At 62.6% G+C, this 16764-nt stretch carries 18 protein-coding genes; 12 read left to right on the forward strand and 6 right to left on the reverse strand.

Features of this window, described 5'->3' with window-relative positions; all coding sequences use genetic code 11:
* Positions 1-37: 37 nt before the first annotated feature.
* Genes ACXYL9_RS02705 through kynU form a run of 5 tightly spaced genes read left to right on the forward strand, consistent with a single transcriptional unit; the run spans position 38 to position 4638 of the window.
* Positions 38-1507, forward strand: a complete 1470-nt coding sequence (locus ACXYL9_RS02705) for an ABC transporter substrate-binding protein (protein ID WP_459038050.1) — start codon at positions 38-40, stop codon at positions 1505-1507.
* 17 nt (positions 1508-1524) lie between these two features.
* Positions 1525-1944: a DUF4112 domain-containing protein gene (locus ACXYL9_RS02710; RefSeq protein ID WP_459038051.1), complete on the forward strand. Its 420-nt coding sequence runs from the start codon at positions 1525-1527 to the stop codon at positions 1942-1944.
* A 36-nt stretch (positions 1945-1980) separates the two neighbouring features.
* Positions 1981-2772, forward strand: a complete 792-nt coding sequence (locus tag ACXYL9_RS02715) for a tryptophan 2,3-dioxygenase (protein WP_459038052.1) — start codon at positions 1981-1983, stop codon at positions 2770-2772.
* Positions 2769-3416 (forward strand): arylformamidase, encoded by a 648-nt coding sequence (kynB, locus tag ACXYL9_RS02720; protein WP_459038053.1) that lies wholly within the window; start codon positions 2769-2771, stop codon positions 3414-3416. The genes ACXYL9_RS02715 and kynB overlap by 4 nt, the downstream gene beginning before the upstream one ends.
* 4 nt (positions 3417-3420) lie before the next feature.
* Positions 3421-4638 carry a kynureninase gene (kynU, locus tag ACXYL9_RS02725; protein ID WP_459039843.1) on the forward strand — a complete coding sequence of 406 codons (1218 nt, stop codon included), beginning with the start codon at positions 3421-3423 and terminating at the stop codon, positions 4636-4638.
* Here kynU and ACXYL9_RS02730 read toward each other — a convergent pair.
* Entirely contained in the window at positions 4635-5243 is a 609-nt protein-coding gene (locus ACXYL9_RS02730) for an HNH endonuclease (protein ID WP_459039844.1), read from the reverse strand. The genes kynU and ACXYL9_RS02730 overlap by 4 nt on opposite strands.
* Before the next feature lie 123 nt (positions 5244-5366).
* Here ACXYL9_RS02730 and gluQRS point away from each other — a divergent pair, with 123 nt between their 5' ends.
* The 5 genes from gluQRS (at position 5367) to ACXYL9_RS02755 (ending at position 8384) form a co-directional block, all read left to right on the forward strand.
* Positions 5367-6197 carry a tRNA glutamyl-Q(34) synthetase GluQRS gene (gluQRS, locus tag ACXYL9_RS02735; protein WP_459038054.1) on the forward strand — a complete coding sequence of 277 codons (831 nt, stop codon included), beginning with the start codon at positions 5367-5369 and terminating at the stop codon, positions 6195-6197.
* Positions 6198-6206: 9 nt separating this feature from the next.
* Positions 6207-6437 (forward strand): hypothetical protein, encoded by a 231-nt coding sequence (locus tag ACXYL9_RS02740; RefSeq protein ID WP_459038055.1) that lies wholly within the window; start codon positions 6207-6209, stop codon positions 6435-6437.
* Positions 6438-6458: 21 nt separating this feature from the next.
* On the forward strand, positions 6459-7043 hold the full coding sequence (locus ACXYL9_RS02745) for a cob(I)yrinic acid a,c-diamide adenosyltransferase (RefSeq protein ID WP_459038056.1): 585 nt from the start codon (positions 6459-6461) through the stop codon (positions 7041-7043).
* 79 nt (positions 7044-7122) lie between these two features.
* On the forward strand, positions 7123-7992 hold the full coding sequence (locus ACXYL9_RS02750) for a 3-hydroxyacyl-CoA dehydrogenase NAD-binding domain-containing protein (RefSeq protein WP_459038057.1): 870 nt from the start codon (positions 7123-7125) through the stop codon (positions 7990-7992).
* A gap of 53 nt (positions 7993-8045) precedes the next feature.
* The gene (locus ACXYL9_RS02755) at positions 8046-8384 is read left to right on the forward strand and encodes a hypothetical protein (RefSeq protein WP_459038058.1); all 339 of its coding nucleotides are present in this window, start codon (positions 8046-8048) and stop codon (positions 8382-8384) included.
* Here ACXYL9_RS02755 and ACXYL9_RS02760 read toward each other — a convergent pair.
* The 3 genes from ACXYL9_RS02760 to mutS are packed head-to-tail and all read right to left on the reverse strand — an operon-like array spanning position 8381 to position 11903.
* On the reverse strand, positions 8381-8842 hold the full coding sequence (locus tag ACXYL9_RS02760; protein ID WP_459038059.1) for a YidH family protein: 462 nt from the start codon (positions 8840-8842) through the stop codon (positions 8381-8383). The genes ACXYL9_RS02755 and ACXYL9_RS02760 overlap by 4 nt on opposite strands.
* 57 nt (positions 8843-8899) lie before the next feature.
* Complete coding sequence (locus ACXYL9_RS02765; protein WP_459038060.1) at positions 8900-9250, reverse strand: hypothetical protein; 351 nt, start codon at positions 9248-9250, stop codon at positions 8900-8902.
* A gap of 25 nt (positions 9251-9275) precedes the next feature.
* Entirely contained in the window at positions 9276-11903 is a 2628-nt protein-coding gene (gene mutS / locus ACXYL9_RS02770) for a DNA mismatch repair protein MutS (RefSeq protein ID WP_459038061.1), read from the reverse strand.
* A 117-nt stretch (positions 11904-12020) separates the two neighbouring features.
* On the opposite strand from mutS, the gene ACXYL9_RS02775 reads away from it, so the two are divergent.
* On the forward strand, positions 12021-14282 hold the full coding sequence (locus ACXYL9_RS02775) for an NADP-dependent malic enzyme (protein ID WP_459038062.1): 2262 nt from the start codon (positions 12021-12023) through the stop codon (positions 14280-14282).
* A 10-nt stretch (positions 14283-14292) separates the two neighbouring features.
* The gene (locus ACXYL9_RS02780; protein WP_459038063.1) at positions 14293-15429 is read left to right on the forward strand and encodes an aminotransferase class V-fold PLP-dependent enzyme; all 1137 of its coding nucleotides are present in this window, start codon (positions 14293-14295) and stop codon (positions 15427-15429) included.
* Between the two features lie 3 nt (positions 15430-15432).
* Here ACXYL9_RS02780 and ACXYL9_RS02785 read toward each other — a convergent pair whose 3' ends face one another.
* Positions 15433-15927, reverse strand: a complete 495-nt coding sequence (locus tag ACXYL9_RS02785) for a DUF892 family protein (protein ID WP_459038064.1) — start codon at positions 15925-15927, stop codon at positions 15433-15435.
* Positions 15928-16001: 74 nt separating this feature from the next.
* The gene (gene trmB / locus ACXYL9_RS02790; protein WP_459038065.1) at positions 16002-16703 is read right to left on the reverse strand and encodes a tRNA (guanine(46)-N(7))-methyltransferase TrmB; all 702 of its coding nucleotides are present in this window, start codon (positions 16701-16703) and stop codon (positions 16002-16004) included.
* Positions 16704-16764 lie beyond the last annotated feature (61 nt).

Genomic DNA, 16764 nt, shown 5'->3' on the forward strand with positions numbered 1-16764 from the left:
CGCTGACCGCTCCGGCCAAGCCTGCTAGGCAGCCGCGATGCGCTTGCTCGCCATCCCTGCCATCCTCATCAGTCTCGCGTTGGCGGGTTGTTCGTCGCGTGCCAACGAAGGTGCCGTCTCGATTGCGGTGATAGGCGCCGAGGACGCCCCGTTCGAATCCGGGAGCCGGCTTTCCTATGCCGGGCAGCTCGTGCGGGAAGGGACCAGCGAGGGGCTCGTGGCGATCAACGCTCAAGGCGAAGTCATTCCCGCCATTGCCGAACGCTGGATTTTCACTGACGATGGGTTGAGTTTCTTTTTCCGAATCCGCAACGCCGACTGGCCCAGCGGCGAGGATCTCGATGCAGCATCGGTCAGGCAGGCCATGCTTGATACTATCGGCAGACTCGATGGCACGTCGCTCGGTCTCGACCTCGAGAAGATTGACGAGATCAGGGTGATGGCGGACCGGGTCCTCGAAATCCGGCTCAAGAGCCCGATGCCCGAATTCCTCCAATTGCTCGCGCAGCCCGAACTGGGCCTGCTGCGCGAAGGGCGCGGGACCGGCCCGATGCGTCGGGTGGAGGCGGAAGGCGTCATTCGATTGCAGGCTGTTCCGCCGCAGGACCGCGGCCTTCCTGAGCGGCGCGGCTGGGAAGACAAGGTGCTCGACGTGGTCGTCCTGGGGATGGAGGCCGAACGGGCAGTTGAGGCATTTCGCAATGGTGAAGTCGAGGTCGTCCTCAACGGCCGGCTGACTACTTTCCCTCTGTCCGACCTCGGCCCCCTTTCTGGCGGCTCATTGCGGCTCGATGCCGCCCTAGGCCTCTTCGGTCTGTCGTTCCGCCATAATGACGGCGTGCTTGCCAGCGCTGCGCGGAGAGAAGCCTTGTCGATGGCGATCGATCGGTCGAGCCTGCTCCAACCGTTCAACGTCACCGGCTGGGAGCCTTCGTCGAGTGTCGTTCCGGCCGGTTTCTTCGCCGAAGGAACGAGCATCCAGCCGGCATGGGTGAGCCAATCGCTTGAACAGCGCCGCGCCATAGCTGCGGCTCGGATAGCCGCTTGGGAACGAGACGAGGGCAAACCCGCCTCGCTCGATATCGCCTTGCCCACTGGACCCGGTTCCGACTTGTTGTTCGGCCAATTGCTACGCGATTTCGCCGCCATCGGAGTCCAGCTCGTGCGGGTCGAGCCGGGCAAGAAGGCCGACCTCGCGCTGGTCGACAAGCTGGCCCGCTACGCCGGCGCACGGTGGTATCTGAACCAGTTCAATTGCGATGTTTCGAAGGTAATCTGTTCGCCCGATGCCGACGTCCTGGTCGATCAATCGCTTTATGCATCGACCCCTGCCGAAGGTGATCTGCTGCTTGTAGAAGCGGCCAACGCGATGCTGGCGCAGCAGGTCTTTATTCCCCTTGGTGCTCCGCTGCGCTGGGGCCTGGTGCGCGGCGGCGTCGATGGGTTCGCCGAGAACAGGTGGGGGCGGCATCCCTTGTTTCCCATGGCAATTGCTCCCATTTCGTAATCAAAGGAGCGTTTAATATGAACGAAGAGCCGCGCGTCACGCGGATGGGGGGCATCGATCTGCCGACCGGAAACGATCCGGCCTCTATCCGCAAGCGGGTCGAATCAATCGAGATGGTCCTCGAGCGCAGTTTTCGCATTCCCGGTATCAACATGCCGGTCGGGCTCGATTCGATTGTCGGCCTGATCCCTGTCGTCGGCGATCTCATTACCGCGGCCATGGGCGCTTATATCGTGTGGGAAGCACGCAATCTCGGCCTGCCGAAATGGAAGCTGTGGCGGATGGGGGGACACATCGCCATCGACACCGCGCTGGGTGCAGTGCCGCTGGTGGGCGATGCCTTCGACCTCGTCTACCGCTCCAACACCCGCAATCTGAAGATTATCCGCAAACACCTGGACAAGCACCATCCGCAAACGCGGATCATCGAGGGGTAGTTTCCTCTGCAACCGCTTCGCGCTAGGGCAGCAGCCATGGCGCAAGACGTAACCTATTCAAGCTATCTTGATCTCGATCGCATCCTCTCCGCGCAGCACCCGGTATCGGGCGCGCATGACGAGATGCTATTCATCATAGTCCACCAGGCCAGCGAGCTGTGGCTCAAGCTGTGCCTGCACGAGCTGTTTGCTGCGCGCGATCACTTCATGCGTGACGAGTTGCGACCATCGTTCAAGATGCTTGCCCGTGTCGCCCGCGCGCAGACCCAGCTGATTCAGAGCTGGGACGTGCTGAGCACGATGACCCCGCATGACTACTCGCAGATTCGTCCGCATCTGGGCGGATCGAGCGGGTTTCAGTCACCGCAATACCGGATGATGGAATTCCTGCTCGGCGGGCGCAACCCCGACATGGTGAAGATGCACGAGGCGACCCCAGAGATCGCCAGAGAGCTACGCGAGGAACTGGCTCGAACCAGCCTCTACGACGAGGCGATCCGGCTGCTGGCGCGGCGCGGATTCGCCATTCCTGCCGATGTGCTGGAGCGCAAGCTCGACGATGTGTGGGTGCATTCCAAAGCGGTCGAGGCGGCCTGGGCCGAGATCTACCGCGACCCGCAGAAACACTGGGACCTTTACGAACTGGCCGAAAAGCTGGTCGATCTCGAATACCACTTCCAGCGCTGGCGTTTCGGCCACCTCAAGACGGTCGAACGTATTATTGGTTTCAAGCGAGGCACGGGCGGGACGCCGGGCGTGCCCTATCTCGAAGGCGTGTTGAAGCAGGCGTTTTTCCCCGAGCTGCTGAGCGTGAGGACCGCGATATGAGCAGCTGGAAGTCCGCGCGCCGGATCTGGGATATCTCGCAGACATTGCGCCCCGGACTACCGGTGTGGCCGGGTGATACCGCCTTCGCTTTCGAGCGAAGCTGGCGGATGGACGAGGGCTCGCCGGTCAATGTCGGCCGGATGACGATGAGCACCCATTCGGGCAGCCACGGCGATGCGCCGCTGCATTATTCGGAGACCGGGATCGATGCCGCCAGCATGGAACTCGACCCTTACATCGGCGAATGCCTGGTGATCGACGCGCGCGGTGTCAGTGGCCAGATCGACGTCGCCGACCTGCCGCACCTGGACAGCGTCGACCGGGTATTGTTCCGCACTTACGATACCTTCCCGCATGACGAGTGGCGCAGCGATTTCACGCCCATCGCGGCAGAGACTATCGAATGGCTGGCGCTGCAAGGGGTCAAGCTGGTCGGCACCGATGCGCCCTCGGTCGATCCGCAGGAATCGAAGACCATGGCCGCGCACAAAGCGGTGCTCGAACATGACATGCGGATCCTCGAAGGGCTGGTTCTCGATGACGTCGCGGAGGGGCGCTACGAATTGATTGCCCTGCCGCTCAAGATAGCCGGCGGCGATGCCGGGCTGTGCCGCGCCATCCTGCGGGAACTGGACAATGGTTGATGCTATGATTGCTAGGGCGCGCGAACTCGACGCGGCGGACGAACTCGCAACCTATCGCGAGCGTTTCGACCTGCCCGAAGGCGTCATCTACCTCGACGGCAATTCGCTCGGTGCGCTGCCCAAGGCGACGCCGGCGCGGCTCGAACAGGTCATGCGCGGCGAATGGGGCGACGGGCTGATCCGGAGCTGGAACGATGCTGACTGGATCACCCTGCCGCAACGCGTTGGCGGCAAGATTGCGCCGCTGGTCGGGGCGCAGGCTCACGAAGTGATCGTGGCCGATAGCGTTTCTGTGAACCTGTTCAAGCTGATCAGCGCAGCGCTGAAGATGCGGCCGGGTCGTAAGGTGATCCTCAGCGAACCCGGCAATTTCCCGACCGATCTTTATATGATCCAGGGGCTGGAGGGGCAGGGCCTCGCCACCCAGCGACTGGCAGATCGCGATGCCATCATCGATGCACTGGAGGAGGATGTCGCGCTGCTGCTGCTGACCCATGTCCATTACAAGTCGGGTGCGATGTTCGACATGGCGGCGCTGACCAAAGCGGCGCACGATGCCGGCGCGCTGGTGCTGTGGGACCTGTCGCACACCGGCGGCGCGCTGCCGGTTGATCTCGATGGTTGCGAGGCAGATTTCGCGGTCGGCTGCGGCTACAAATATCTCAATGGCGGCCCCGGCGCGCCGGCCTATGCATTCGTTGCCGAGCGACACCATGAGGCGCTGAAGCAACCCCTTACCGGCTGGATGGGCCATGCCGCGCCGTTTGAGTTCACCGACGCCTATACTCCCGCACCCGGCGTTGACCGCTTGCTGTGCGGTACGCCCTCGATCCTCGCCATGTCGGCGCTCGAAGTGGGGGTCGACCTAGCGGCAGAAATCGGGGTCGAGCGCCTTTGGGCCAAGTCTCGTGCGCTCAGCGAGTTCTTCCGCGAATGCCTCTCCGATGTTGGCGTCGACCTACCGCTCGTCAGCCCTGCAGACCCGATGCAATGCGGCAGCCAGCTCTCCTTCCGTCACGATGACGCCTACGCCCTGTGCCAAGCCCTGATTGCCCGCGGCATCATCGGCGACTTCCGAGCCCCCGATATCTTGCGTCTCGGCTTCGCGCCCGCCTATCTCCGCTTCGAGGACGTGGCGCGGACGGCGAATGAATTGGCTGATGTTCTGGCGACGGACGCCTGGGATACGCCTCAGTTCAAGCTGCGGGCCGCGGTAACCTAAGCCTCCAGCTCGATGTCCCAATAGAGCCAGTCCCGCCACGTCTCGTGCAGGTAATTGGGCGGGAAGCTCTTGCCGTATTGCTGCAATTGCCAGTGGGTCGGGCGGATCAGCTCGTAGTGGAGGTGCATCTGCGCCTCCTTCGGCGTGCGGCCGCCCTTCTTCATGTTGCAGGGCGCGCAGGCGGTGGCGATGTTCTCCCAGGTTGTCCGGCCACCTTGCCGGCGGGGAATCACATGGTCGAAGGTCAGGTGCTGGCCGCTGCCGCAATATTGGCAGGAGAACCGGTCACGCAGGAACAGGTTGAAGCGGGTGAAGGCGGGAAATTCGCTTGGCCGGACATATTCGCGCAGCGCGATCACGCTGGGAATCTTCATGTCGAGGCTGGGCGAATGGACCTCGCGGTCGTAGCTCTCGATGATGTCGACCCGGTCGAGAAACACCGCCTTGATCGCGGTCTGCCACGGCCACAGGCTCAGCGGGTAATAGGATAGCGGCGTGTAGTCTGCGTTGAGCACCAGCGAGGGGCACGACTCGAGACTACGGGTCGGGTCCTCCCCGGCGCTGCGGAAATTCGCCGCGCGTTCGATCAACTCGGCCTTGAACAATTCGTCCTCCCCGATTGAACTTACAGGAATCATTTACCGCGAAAAGCGTCAACCCCGAAACAAAGATGCTATCCACAGCCAGATTTTGCGAGTCGCCCTGATTTGGACGCAAACGAGTCAACCATGATCGTCACCCGTTTCGCCCCCAGTCCCAATGGCCCGCTGCATTGGGGCCATGCCTATTCGGCCATTGTCGCGCATGACCTGGCGCGGGCGGCGGGCGGACGGTTCGTGCTCCGCATCGAGGATATCGACGGGCCGCGCAGCCGCCCCGAACTGGCCGACGAATTTCGCCGCGATCTGGAGTGGCTGGGCCTCGAATGGGACGAGGTGCTGCCGCAATCGACTCGGCTGGAGCATTATCGCGCAGCGGCGGACGATTTGCTGGGGCGCGGGTTGCTTTACCCTTGCACCTGTACCCGCAAGGAAATCGAGGCGCTTGCGCCAGAGAAGGGGCCGGAAGGGCTGGTCTATCCCGGCACATGCAAAGGGCAGCAGATCGATTCGGCGAAACCGGCAGCCTTGCGGCTCGACGTCGAACGGGCGCTGGCCGAGGTGGGCGAGCTTGCATGGCACGACGCGCTGGCCGGAGAGCAGCAGGCGGATCCACGCCAGCTTGGCGATGTGGTGCTGGTGCGCAAGGACCTGCCCGCCAGCTATCATCTCGCCGCAACCCTCGACGATGCCGCCGATGGGGTGACGCTGGTCACGCGCGGGCAGGACCTGTTTGCCGCTACCCATGTCCACCGGCTGTTGCAGGCGCTGCTAGGCCTGCCGGTACCCCAATGGCACCATCACGGCCTGCTGCTCGACGACGACGGGAAAAAGCTGGCCAAGCGGCGCGGTTCGAAAGCGCTTGCCGATCATCGCGCAAACGCCGAAAATGGCCGCGAATGGGCGGATCGCCTGCGCATGGACCAATGGCCGTGTGGAATAACGCTACGGAGTACCTAACTAATAGCCATGACCTGGATCCTTATCATCGCGCTCGCTGTCCTCATGGGGCTGGTTCTCTATTCGCTGGTTCGCGGTATTATCGCCTTCCTGCGCAGCACCAAGATCGACCTCGAAACCGGCGAGGGCCACAATTCGACCGAGATGCAGTTGCTGCAGAACAAGATGATGTTCAACCGCATCAAGTACCAGGCGCTGGCAATCGTGGTGGTCGCCATCCTGCTGGCGATTTCGCAGTAACCGCGCTAGCAGCCTTGACCGATGGTCAAGCTCAACAAGATTTACACCCGCACCGGCGATGACGGCACCACTGGCTTGGTCGACGGTTCCCGGCGGCCCAAGCACGATGCCCGTATGACCGCCATCGGCATGGTCGATGAAGCCAATAGCGCGCTCGGCCTAGCCGCAGTCGCTTTGGCAGGGGGCCATCATGCCGACCTGCTGTTCCGCATCCAGAACGACCTGTTCGATCTCGGGGCGGACATTGCTACGCCGCTGGGCGAGATCGGCGGCGAGGATTTCGAACCGTCTGAAATGGTGCTGCGGATGGTTCCGGCGCAGACCCTATGGCTTGAGGAGCAGATCGATGCGCTCAACGAGTGGCTCAAGCCGCTGACCAGCTTTGTCCTGCCGGGCGGCAGCGAGGCGGCGGCGCGCATCCATGTCGCCCGCGCAACGACTCGTGCTGCGGAACGCGCGATGGCGGCACTGGCCGACAGCGAACCCGTCAATCCGGCGGCACTGGCCTATATAAACCGCCTGTCAGACCTGCTCTTCGTATTGGCCCGCGTGGCCAATAATGACGGGGCGGGGGACGTCCAATGGCTGCCCGGCGCCAATCGCTAGCATCGGGCCGCTAGCCAGTGGCTGCTAGCCCCGCTAACAGGCCCGCCTTGCTGCAACTGCGAACAGAAAGCGTATCCAGATGAAGACGATCGGTGTCATCGGCGCGGGCCAGATGGGTTCGGGCATTTCCCAGACGATAGCCTCCCACGGCATCGACGTGATGCTGGCGGACATCTCGCTCGAAGTCGCCGAGGCGTCAAAAGCTAGAGTCGAGAAAGCCCTCGCCAAGCTGGTCGGTCGCGGCAAGATTGAAATCGAAGACGCAGAGCAGGCATTGGCCCGGATTACCCCGGTGGCCGATTACGGCCCAATGCGCGATGCCGACATGATCATCGAGGCCGCGACCGAGAAAGAAGAGATCAAGAAGGCAATCTTCGAAAAAGCCGGCAAAGTGCTGAATGACGGTGCCATCATGGCATCGAACACCAGTTCGATCCCGATCACGAGAATGGCTAATTATACGGGCGATCCGGCGCGCTTCATCGGGCTGCATTTCTTCAATCCCGTCCCCGTGATGGGACTGATCGAAGTCATCCCCGGCCTCGCCACCGCCAAGCAGGTCGAGGAGCGGACCATCGCCTTCGCGGAAGCGCTGGGCAAGCAGGTGGTGCTGTCGCAGGACGAGCCAGGCTTCGTCGTCAATCGTATCCTGCTGCCGATGATCAACGAGGCAGTCTTCGTGCTCGGCCAGTCGACCGCCAGCATCGAGGATATCGACAAGGGCTGCAGGCTCGGCCTCAACCACCCGATGGGCCCGCTTGAATTGGCCGATTTCGTCGGTCTCGACACCTGTCTCGATATCATCATGGTGCTCTACAACACCACTGGCGACAGCAAGTACCGCCCGGCGCCGCTGCTGCTAAAATATGTCGAGGCCGGTTGGCTGGGACGCAAGAGCGGCAAGGGATTTTACGATTACTCGGGCGAAGCGCCCGTTCCCACACGCTAACGTTCGGAACCGGCACGGCGCGCCATCCGTTTACCCTGCAAAGGAGATTACAGATGGCCGATGCAAAGAACTTTGACGGCGAACGTCGCCAGACCGATGCGCTTGCACCCGAAAACGAGAATTCCGAACAGGTCGACAGCTATTCGCAGGCTCAGACCGTGACCGAGCAGGCGAAAGACCGCGCAACCACCATTCTCGGTACCAACAGCGAGCATGTAGAAAGCTCGATGAACGCACCCGATGCGCAGGATCTCGTCGATCACATGAAACAGATGGATAACGGCAACACGGTCGACATGTCGGCCTATGCCGGCGAGCCTAATCACGACGACAATGTCGACAAATACGGCAAGCCTTCGAAGCTCGATGGTCTGCGCGGCGACGGAACCTAGACCTTCGCGATATTCCCGTCGTTGAGGATCCACAGCCCGGCGATTAGCAGGCCAGCGCCGGCAGCAACCGCGTAGCCGATCCAGCGCATTTGTTTCTGTCGCGGTCGGTGGATCGCGTGTTCGCGCATCTTGCCGAGCGCCTCGCACGTCCGGCTGGATGCGTTGAGAGCGATCCAGATCGCTAACAACATGAACATCGTGGCAATGGCCTTGGCGAGCCAAGGCGGCTCCAGTTCGCCGAACAGCGCACGTAAACCCAGTCCGATCGCCATGGCGGCGAAAGATGTGCGGATCCAACCTGCGAAAGTCCGTTCGACTGCCATGATGGTGCGATCCTCGGCCATATCGGTCCGGTCGATGGCAAGTTCGGTATTGTTCTTTTCGTCGACGTGGCCTTCGCCCTTGTCGTAGCCACCATTGGAGCGGCGCTCTCTGCGGTTCTCGTTGCTATCTGACATCGGCAATGGGTCCTGTTGCGTTGGGGGTTCAACGTAGCAGGAGCGGCAAGGGTCCGGTCAATCCTGGATCAGGATTACTTCGCCTTTGGCCGGGTCTTCGATGATAGGCGTCGGATCGATGCCGATAGGATCGACCACCAATTCCTCTTCCGAAGCAAACTCGACGACTTCGGAGCCGGCGAGATCATATTGCATGTCTCCATCGCTGGAACCGTTTTCGGCTTGATCAGGCTGCGAGAACCCGGCTGCCTGCTCTCGGTAATCCGCGCCTTGCTGTTCCAGCTGTGCCGCAGCTTCGGCAAGTGTGCCTTCGGTATCCTCGGTGCCCACGAGACTGGCAGCCCCGATCAGCGTCAGACCGACGAACAACAGCGCACCCCAGCGGTTCTGGAATATGTAGCCCTTCATGGAGAAGCAGCTTGGCAGCGATAGGTTAATCTTGCGTGTTGTCCGCTTCGATCTTCAATCGATAGAGTATGTCGAGCGCCTCGCGCGGACTGAGCGCGTCGATATCGAGCGCAGCAATGGTTTCGCGCAAATCGTCTCTGGCTGCGGGTGCTGTGTCTTCCAGCGCTGCAGCAAACAGCGGCAATTCTCCCAGCCCGGCAGCAAGTCCCCCGGTCTCGGAGCGGCCTTTCTCCAGCTTGTCGAGCACGGATTTGGCCCGCTTGAGCACCGGAGCGGGGATACCCGCTAGCTTGGCAACGGCAAGGCCATAGCTGCTTTTTGCCGCACCCTCGGCCAATTCGTGTAGCAACACCAGCTCACCCTTGTACTCGCGCGCCCGGACGTAATGCAGGGAAAGCGATTCGCAAGTCTCCGCCAGCCGTGACAGCTCGTGATAATGCGTGGCGAAAAGGCAGCGGCAGCGCAGCGTCTCGTGAACCGCCTCGACCACGGCCCAGGCAAGCGCCAGCCCGTCATAGGTTGATGTGCCGCGGCCAACCTCGTCGAGGATAACGAAGCTGCGCTCGGTCGCCTGAGACAGGATGGCCGCAGTTTCGACCATTTCGACCATGAAGGTCGAGCGGCCGCGCGCTAGGTTGTCGGACGCTCCGACGCGGCTGAATAGCCGGTCGACCAAGCCGATCTGCGCTGTGTTCGCCGGGACGAAGCCACCAGCCTGCGCCATCAGTACGATCAGTGCGTTCTGCCGCAGGAAGGTCGATTTGCCGCCCATGTTTGGCCCGCCGATGAGCCATAACCGGTCGTTTTCAGACAGGCGGCAGTCATTGGGTACGAAGCGCTCCCCAGATTTGGAGAGCGCGGCCTCGACCACAGGATGGCGACCGGCCTCGATGGCGAGGCCCGGTTCCTCGACAATCGACGGGCGGCACCAGTCGCCCTCGGCGGCCCGCTCGGCCTGTCCGGCAGCGACATCGATGCGGGCGAGGGCTGCTGCGGTATTGGCGATGGCCTCGCGCGCGGCGTACACGGTCCCTGCCAGATCCTCGAAATGGGCTTCTTCGGCCGCCAAGGCGTGCCCGCCAGCTTCGCTGATCCGGCTCGCTTCCTCGTGTAATTGCAGTGAATTGAATCGCACCGCGCCGGCCATGGTCTGCCGGTGGGTGAAGCCGCTGTCGGGCGCCATCAGGGCATCGGCGTGCTTGGCGGGTACTTCGATGAAATAGCCGAGCACGCCATTGTGCCGGATCTTGAGCCTGTCGATGCCCGTCTCGCCGCGATAGCGGGCCTCCAGGGCGGCAATGGCGCGCCGGGCATCGCCAGAAGTTGCACGCAGTTCATCAAGCCCTGCATCGAAGCCTTCAGCGATATAGCCACCCTGGTCGCGCGAGGTCGGAGGCGCGGGAACGAGAGCGCGAGACAAGTGATCGACTAACGCGCCGTGTCCACCTAGCGCTGGCAGCAACTTGTCGAGCAAGGCGGGGAGATCGGAAGACCCGGCCAATCGGTCACGGATGCGCGATGCCTCGGCCAATCCGTCGCGGATCTGGCCGAGATCGCGCGGGCTGCCCCGCCAGGCCACCACGCGCCCAAGTGCACGAGCCAGATCTGGCACGCCGCGCATCGATTCGCGCAAATCGGCCCGCAACAGTGGATCTCCATGGAAGAACTGGACTAGCGCCAGCCGCGCCTCGATGGCTTCGCGGTCAGTTAGTGGCGCCGCAAGGTCGTCGGCCAATAGTCGGGCACCTGCACCGCTAACGCAGCGATCTATCGCGGCCATCAGGCTGCCGCTTCGTCCGCCCTGCTGCGATTCGAGAATCTCGAGTGAAACGCGCGTGGCCGCATCCATCGCCAGCCGCGTGTCGCCCTCGACCGCGACCGGGGGCAGCAGGAATGGCAGGGTGCCGCGCCCGGCGTGGTCGAGATAGCCTATCAGACCGCCGGCCGCCGCTAGCATTGCCCGCGAGAAATTGCCGAAACCATCGAGCGTCGCGACTTCGTGGATGGCCTTCAATCGCGCTTCGCCCTCGTCGCTGGCAAATTGGCTACGGGGCCGACCCGACGTCCCATCGGGTGCGTTATCCCAATCCTCCGGAGCGACGACCTCGCTTGCGCCGATGCGCGCAAGGGCCGCATCGACCGCGTGCGGAGCGCATTCTTCCAGCACCATGCGTCCGGTCGAGATGTCGCAATGGGCGATGCCGATCGCGCCGCGCAGTTCGCACACGGCAACCAGCACATTGGCCTGCCTTGGTTCGAGCAGGGCATCCTCGGTCAGCGTCCCGGCGGTTACGAAACGAACGATGTCACGCGCCACCAGCACCTTCGACACCGGCGATCCTTCGCGCTTGGCGCGGGCCTTGGCTTCGTCGGGCGTTTCGACCTGTTCGGCGATGGCCACGCGCTGGCCGGCCTTGATCAGGCGGGCGAGATAGCCTTCAGCCGAATGAACGGGCACGCCGCACATCGGGATCGGCTCCCCGCCATCTTTGCCGCGCGCCGTCAAGGCGATGTCAAGAATGTTCGCGGCAATCCGCGCGTCGTCGAAGAACAGCTCGAAAAAATCGCCCATGCGATAAAACAGCAGACAGCCTTCGGCTTCGGCCTTGAGCGCGAGATACTGCTTCATCATCGGGGTCGATTGGCCGGCCATGGTCCATGCCGTAGCGGCGCTATCCACGATTCGGGAAGCGACGCGGAGAAGCTTTCCCCCTATCGCAGCGCAAAGGCATACGGTAACGGGCGCCGTAGTCGTAAAAGGGAGCCAGCCTTGGCCGAAGAGAAGCAGACCGGATTCACCACTCGCGAGGCACTGTTTTACCACGAGACGATCCGTCCCGGTAAAATCGAGATCATCGCCAGCAAGCCGATGGCAACCCAGCGCGACCTCAGTCTGGCTTATTCGCCGGGGGTTGCTGCACCGGTCGAGGCCATTGCCGCCGATCCCGCTATGGCGGCGCGCTACACGATTCGCTCGAACCTTGTCGCCGTCATCTCCAACGGCACTGCCATCCTCGGCCTTGGCAATCTTGGCGCGCTGGCTTCGAAGCCGGTGATGGAAGGCAAGGCGGTCCTGTTCAAACGCTTCGCCGACGTCGATTCGATCGACATCGAGCTCGATACCGAGGATCCGGACAAGTTCATCGAGGCGGTGGCGCTGATGGAGCCGACCTTTGGCGGCATCAACCTGGAAGATATCGCCGCGCCCGAATGCTTCATCATCGAGCAGGCCCTGCGCGAGCGGATGAACATCCCGGTCATGCATGATGACCAGCATGGCACCGCCATCATCGCTGCTGCCGGGCTCATCAATGCCTGCCACCTGACCGGGCGCGAGCTGAAAGATTGCCGCATGGTAGTCAATGGCGCGGGCGCCTCCGCGCTGGCGTGCACGGCGCTGATCAAGGCGCTCGGCGTCCCGCATGAAAACGTCATTGTGTGTGACCGCTCGGGACCGATTTATCCCGGCCGCGAAGGTGTCGATCAGTGGAAGAGCGCACATGCCGTGCCGACCGAGGCCCGCAGCCTGGAGGAAGCGCTGGTCGGGGCCGACATTTTCCTGGGCCTGTCAGCCGCCGGCGCTCTCAAGCCGGAATGGGTCAAGGACATGGCCGATCAGCCGATCATCTTCGCGATGGCCAACCCGGTCCCGGAAATCATGCCGGACGAAGCCAAGCGGGTTCGTCCCGATGCGATTATCGCCACTGGTCGCAGCGATTTTCCCAACCAGGTCAACAATGTGCTGGGCTTCCCCTTCATCTTCCGCGGCGCGCTCGACGTGCGCGCGACTGCGATCAATGAAGAGATGAAAGTCGCCGCCGCCGAAGCGATTGCCCAGCTTGCCCGCGAACGCGTGCCCGAGGAAGTCGCTGCCGCCTATGGCATGAACCAGAAGTTCGGCACCGATTACATCATCCCCGCGCCTTTCGACCCGCGCTTGATCGAGATCGTCTCCTCCGCCGTCGCCAAGGCGGCGATGGACAGCGGGGTGGCACAAGATCCGATCGAGGATTTCGAGGAGTATCGCCTCAGCCTGAAGGCCCGGCTCAATCCGACCACCTCCGCGCTCACCCGCGTCTACGAGGAGTGCAAGGCCAACCCCAAGCGGATGGTCTTTGCCGAGGCGGAGGAAGACGTCATACTGCGCGCGGCGATCCAGTATCGCGACTTCGGCTATGGCAAGCCGATCCTTGTCGGACGCACTAAGAACGTTGTCGATCGGCTGCACATGCTCGGCGTGTCCGATCCGGACAGTTTCGACATCCAGAACTCGGCGGACTCCGAGTATGTCCCGGCGATGGTCGATTTCCTTTACAAGCGGCTACAGCGCAAGGGATATACCGAGCGTGACGTGCGCCGCATGGTGAACCAGGAACGCAACGTCTTTGCCGCGCTGCTGGTCGCGCTCGGCCATGGCGATGCGATGATTTCGGGACTTACCCGCACCTTCTCGCAGACCGCACGCGAGGTGAACCGGGTGCTCGACCCCAAGGTCGGATCGATCCCGTTCGGCATCCACATGATGATCGGCAAGAACCACACCACCTTCCTCGCAGATACCACCATCAACGAGCGGCCGAGCGCCGAACTTCTCGCGCATATCGCCAAGGAAACCGCGCAGGTGGCGCGGCGCATGGGCCATGAACCGCGGGTCGCATTCCTCAGTTATTCGACCTTCGGCAATCCATCCGGCCAATGGCTCGGCAATATTCGTGACGCGGTAGCCATTCTCGACCGCGAGGAAGTCGGCTTCGAGTACGAGGGCGAGATGGCACCCGATGCCGCGCTCAATGCAAAGGTGATGGAGCTTTATCCGTTCAGCCGCCTGTCCGGCCCGGCCAATGTGCTGGTTATGCCCGGCCTGCAATCGGCCAACCTTTCGGCCAAGCTTCTGCGCGAACTGGCGGGCAACGCCACCATCGGACCGATGCTGATCGGGATGGAAAAGCCGGTGCAGATTGCCCCGATGACAGCCATTGCACCTGACGTGCTGACGCTGGCGGTATTGGCAGCGGCCGGAGTGGTGGGCTGAGGCTGGCGCGATGTCCGGCATTGCCTGCCAGCGCCACCGCTTCGCCATTCCTGACGAGGTGCATTATCTCAACTGTGCCTACATGGGCCCGCTCTCGCATGATGTGAGCGCGGCGATGACGCAGGGTGCGCAAGCGAAGCAAGCGCCGTGGAATGTTCGGCCGCAGGATTTCTTCACCCTTTCCGAACAGTTCCGCGAACGTGCGGCGCGGATAGCGGGCGTTGCAGCCGACAATATCGCCATCGTGCCGTCGTGCAGTTACGCCTTGGCCATTGCGGCGCGTAACCTGCCGATCGAGCGAGGTCAGCAGATCGTCCTCCTTGCCGATCAGTTCCCGTCCAACGTCTATGTCTGGCGCGAACTGGCCGCGCGCGAGGGCGGCGAGATCGTAACTGTCCAGCGTGACGAGCAGACTTGCTGGACCGCCGCCGTGCTCGACGCGATCGGCCCGGATACCGCAATTGTAGCCGTACCCAATTGCCACTGGGCCGATGGACGGATCATCGATCTCGAGCAGGTCGGAGAGAAATGTCGCCAGCATGGCGCTGCGCTGGTGTTGGACCTGACCCAGTCGCTGGGCGCGATGCCGATAGATTTTGACGCGGTGAAACCTGATTTTGCCGTGGCTGCCTGCTACAAATGGCTGCTGGGGCCCTATGGCATTGGCATGCTCTACGTCGCGCCCCGGCACCATGACGGTGAACCGATCGAGCACAATTGGATCAATCGCGGCGGGGCGCAGGATTTCGCACGGCTGGTCGATTACCGTGACGACTACCAACCCGGTGCCCGGCGGTTCGACATGGGCGAGAAGTCCAATCCGCCGCTATTGGCAGGGGCGGGCGTGGCGATGGACTTCCTGCTCGAATTCGGAAACGACGCTATTGCTGAAGAGCTCGCCAGTCAGACTGAGGCAATCGCGCGCGAGGCGGACGCCATCGGCCTAGCGGCTGCTCCGCAGGGCACGCGTGCACCGCACTTCCTCGCGCTGGGGTTCCCTGGCGGAGTGCCCGCAGGGCTGACCGATAGTCTCGCTGAGCGTCACGTCCATGTCTCGCTGCGAGGGTCCTCGTTGCGTGTCACGCCGCATCTCTACAACAACGCCCGCGATCATGCCGCGCTGATCGAGACCCTGCAGGAAGCGTAGCGCCTAGGCTTCTTCGCCGAGCAACGCGCCGTCGAGCAGGCGGATCATGTCGTCCAGACCATCCTGCGCGTTCTCAAAACAGGTCTGCAGGCGTTCGGCCTCCTCTGGGTGACCGAGCTGATGCGCGTTCGCGGCCAGGGTCCGATATCCGGCAAGCCCATAATGGGTCAGTTGCATGAACTGCGCGATAATGGCTGCGTCCCGGGCCAAATCGTCGGAAAAGTCGCCTTCGAATACGCGTACCTGGGTATCGGAAACCAGGCCGGCCATGCCATCGGACTGGATGTCGCCGTCCTCGTAGGGGTGTTCGTCGCTTAACTCTCGAACTACGTCGAGTCCGTCGCTGATCCCGTTGACCCCGTTTTCAAGAGCCTCGCGCAAATCGTCGTTGGTCGCGAATTCGATCAGTCTTTCGGTCAGCGTCAGCGATTGCTCATCTGCACTGACCATGTCCTGCAGCAGCGCGGCATAGAGCGTTTCGAGATCAGCAGTCGGCATCGGGTCTCTCCATCGAAGCCCCCGCCCGGTGCAGCGTTTCGTAGAGGCGATAGTTCCCGATGGGTTTCGGGCGGTTAGCGCCGCCGGTACCTGAAGTACCAGACCTCGTGGCCGTATTTCGTGCGTGCCTTATGTTCGTAGCGGGTCTCCCGCCACCCGTCCGGGCGGTCCTGCCAACTCGACGGGCCTTTGGTGACCCACTCGAAACTGTCGGTATGCCGCCGCATGACCATAAGCGCATGGCGCAAATACACCGCGTGGTCGGTGCCAAAGCGCAGCTCGCCGCCTGGCTTGAGCTTGGCGGCGAACATCTGGACCGGCCCGTCGTTCATCATTCGCCGCTTGGCGTGCTTGTTCTTGGGCCAGGGGTCGGGGTGGAGCAGGTAGATCATCGTCAGAGACCCGTCCGGAATGCGCGAAAGAACCTCGAGCGCATCGCCGTCGTGCAAGCGGATATTGGCTAGCCGCTGTTCCTCAATCTGCGACAGGCACGAGGCGACGCCATTGAGGAAAGGCTCGGCCCCGATGAAGCCGTGGTTGGGCAGCAGGTCAGCGCGATAGACAAGGTGCTCGCCGCCGCCGAAGCCGATTTCGAAATGCAGCGGGCAGTCCTCGCCGAACAGTCCTTGCGCGGTGATCGGACCTTCGCCCGGGACTGCAATCTGCGGAAGCAAATTGTCGACCAGCGCCTGCTGGTGCCGGCGCAGGGGTTTGCCCACGCTCCTGCCGTAGAGCCGGTTGAGCGTGGTGGGGTCGCCTTGCTTGAATGCCGTCATGCCGCGCCGCTTAGAGTGCAGTGCGCCCGGGTTCAAGCCAAGGCATCCCCAAAACCACGAG

Source organism: Qipengyuania sp. CAU 1752, assembly GCF_054482615.1.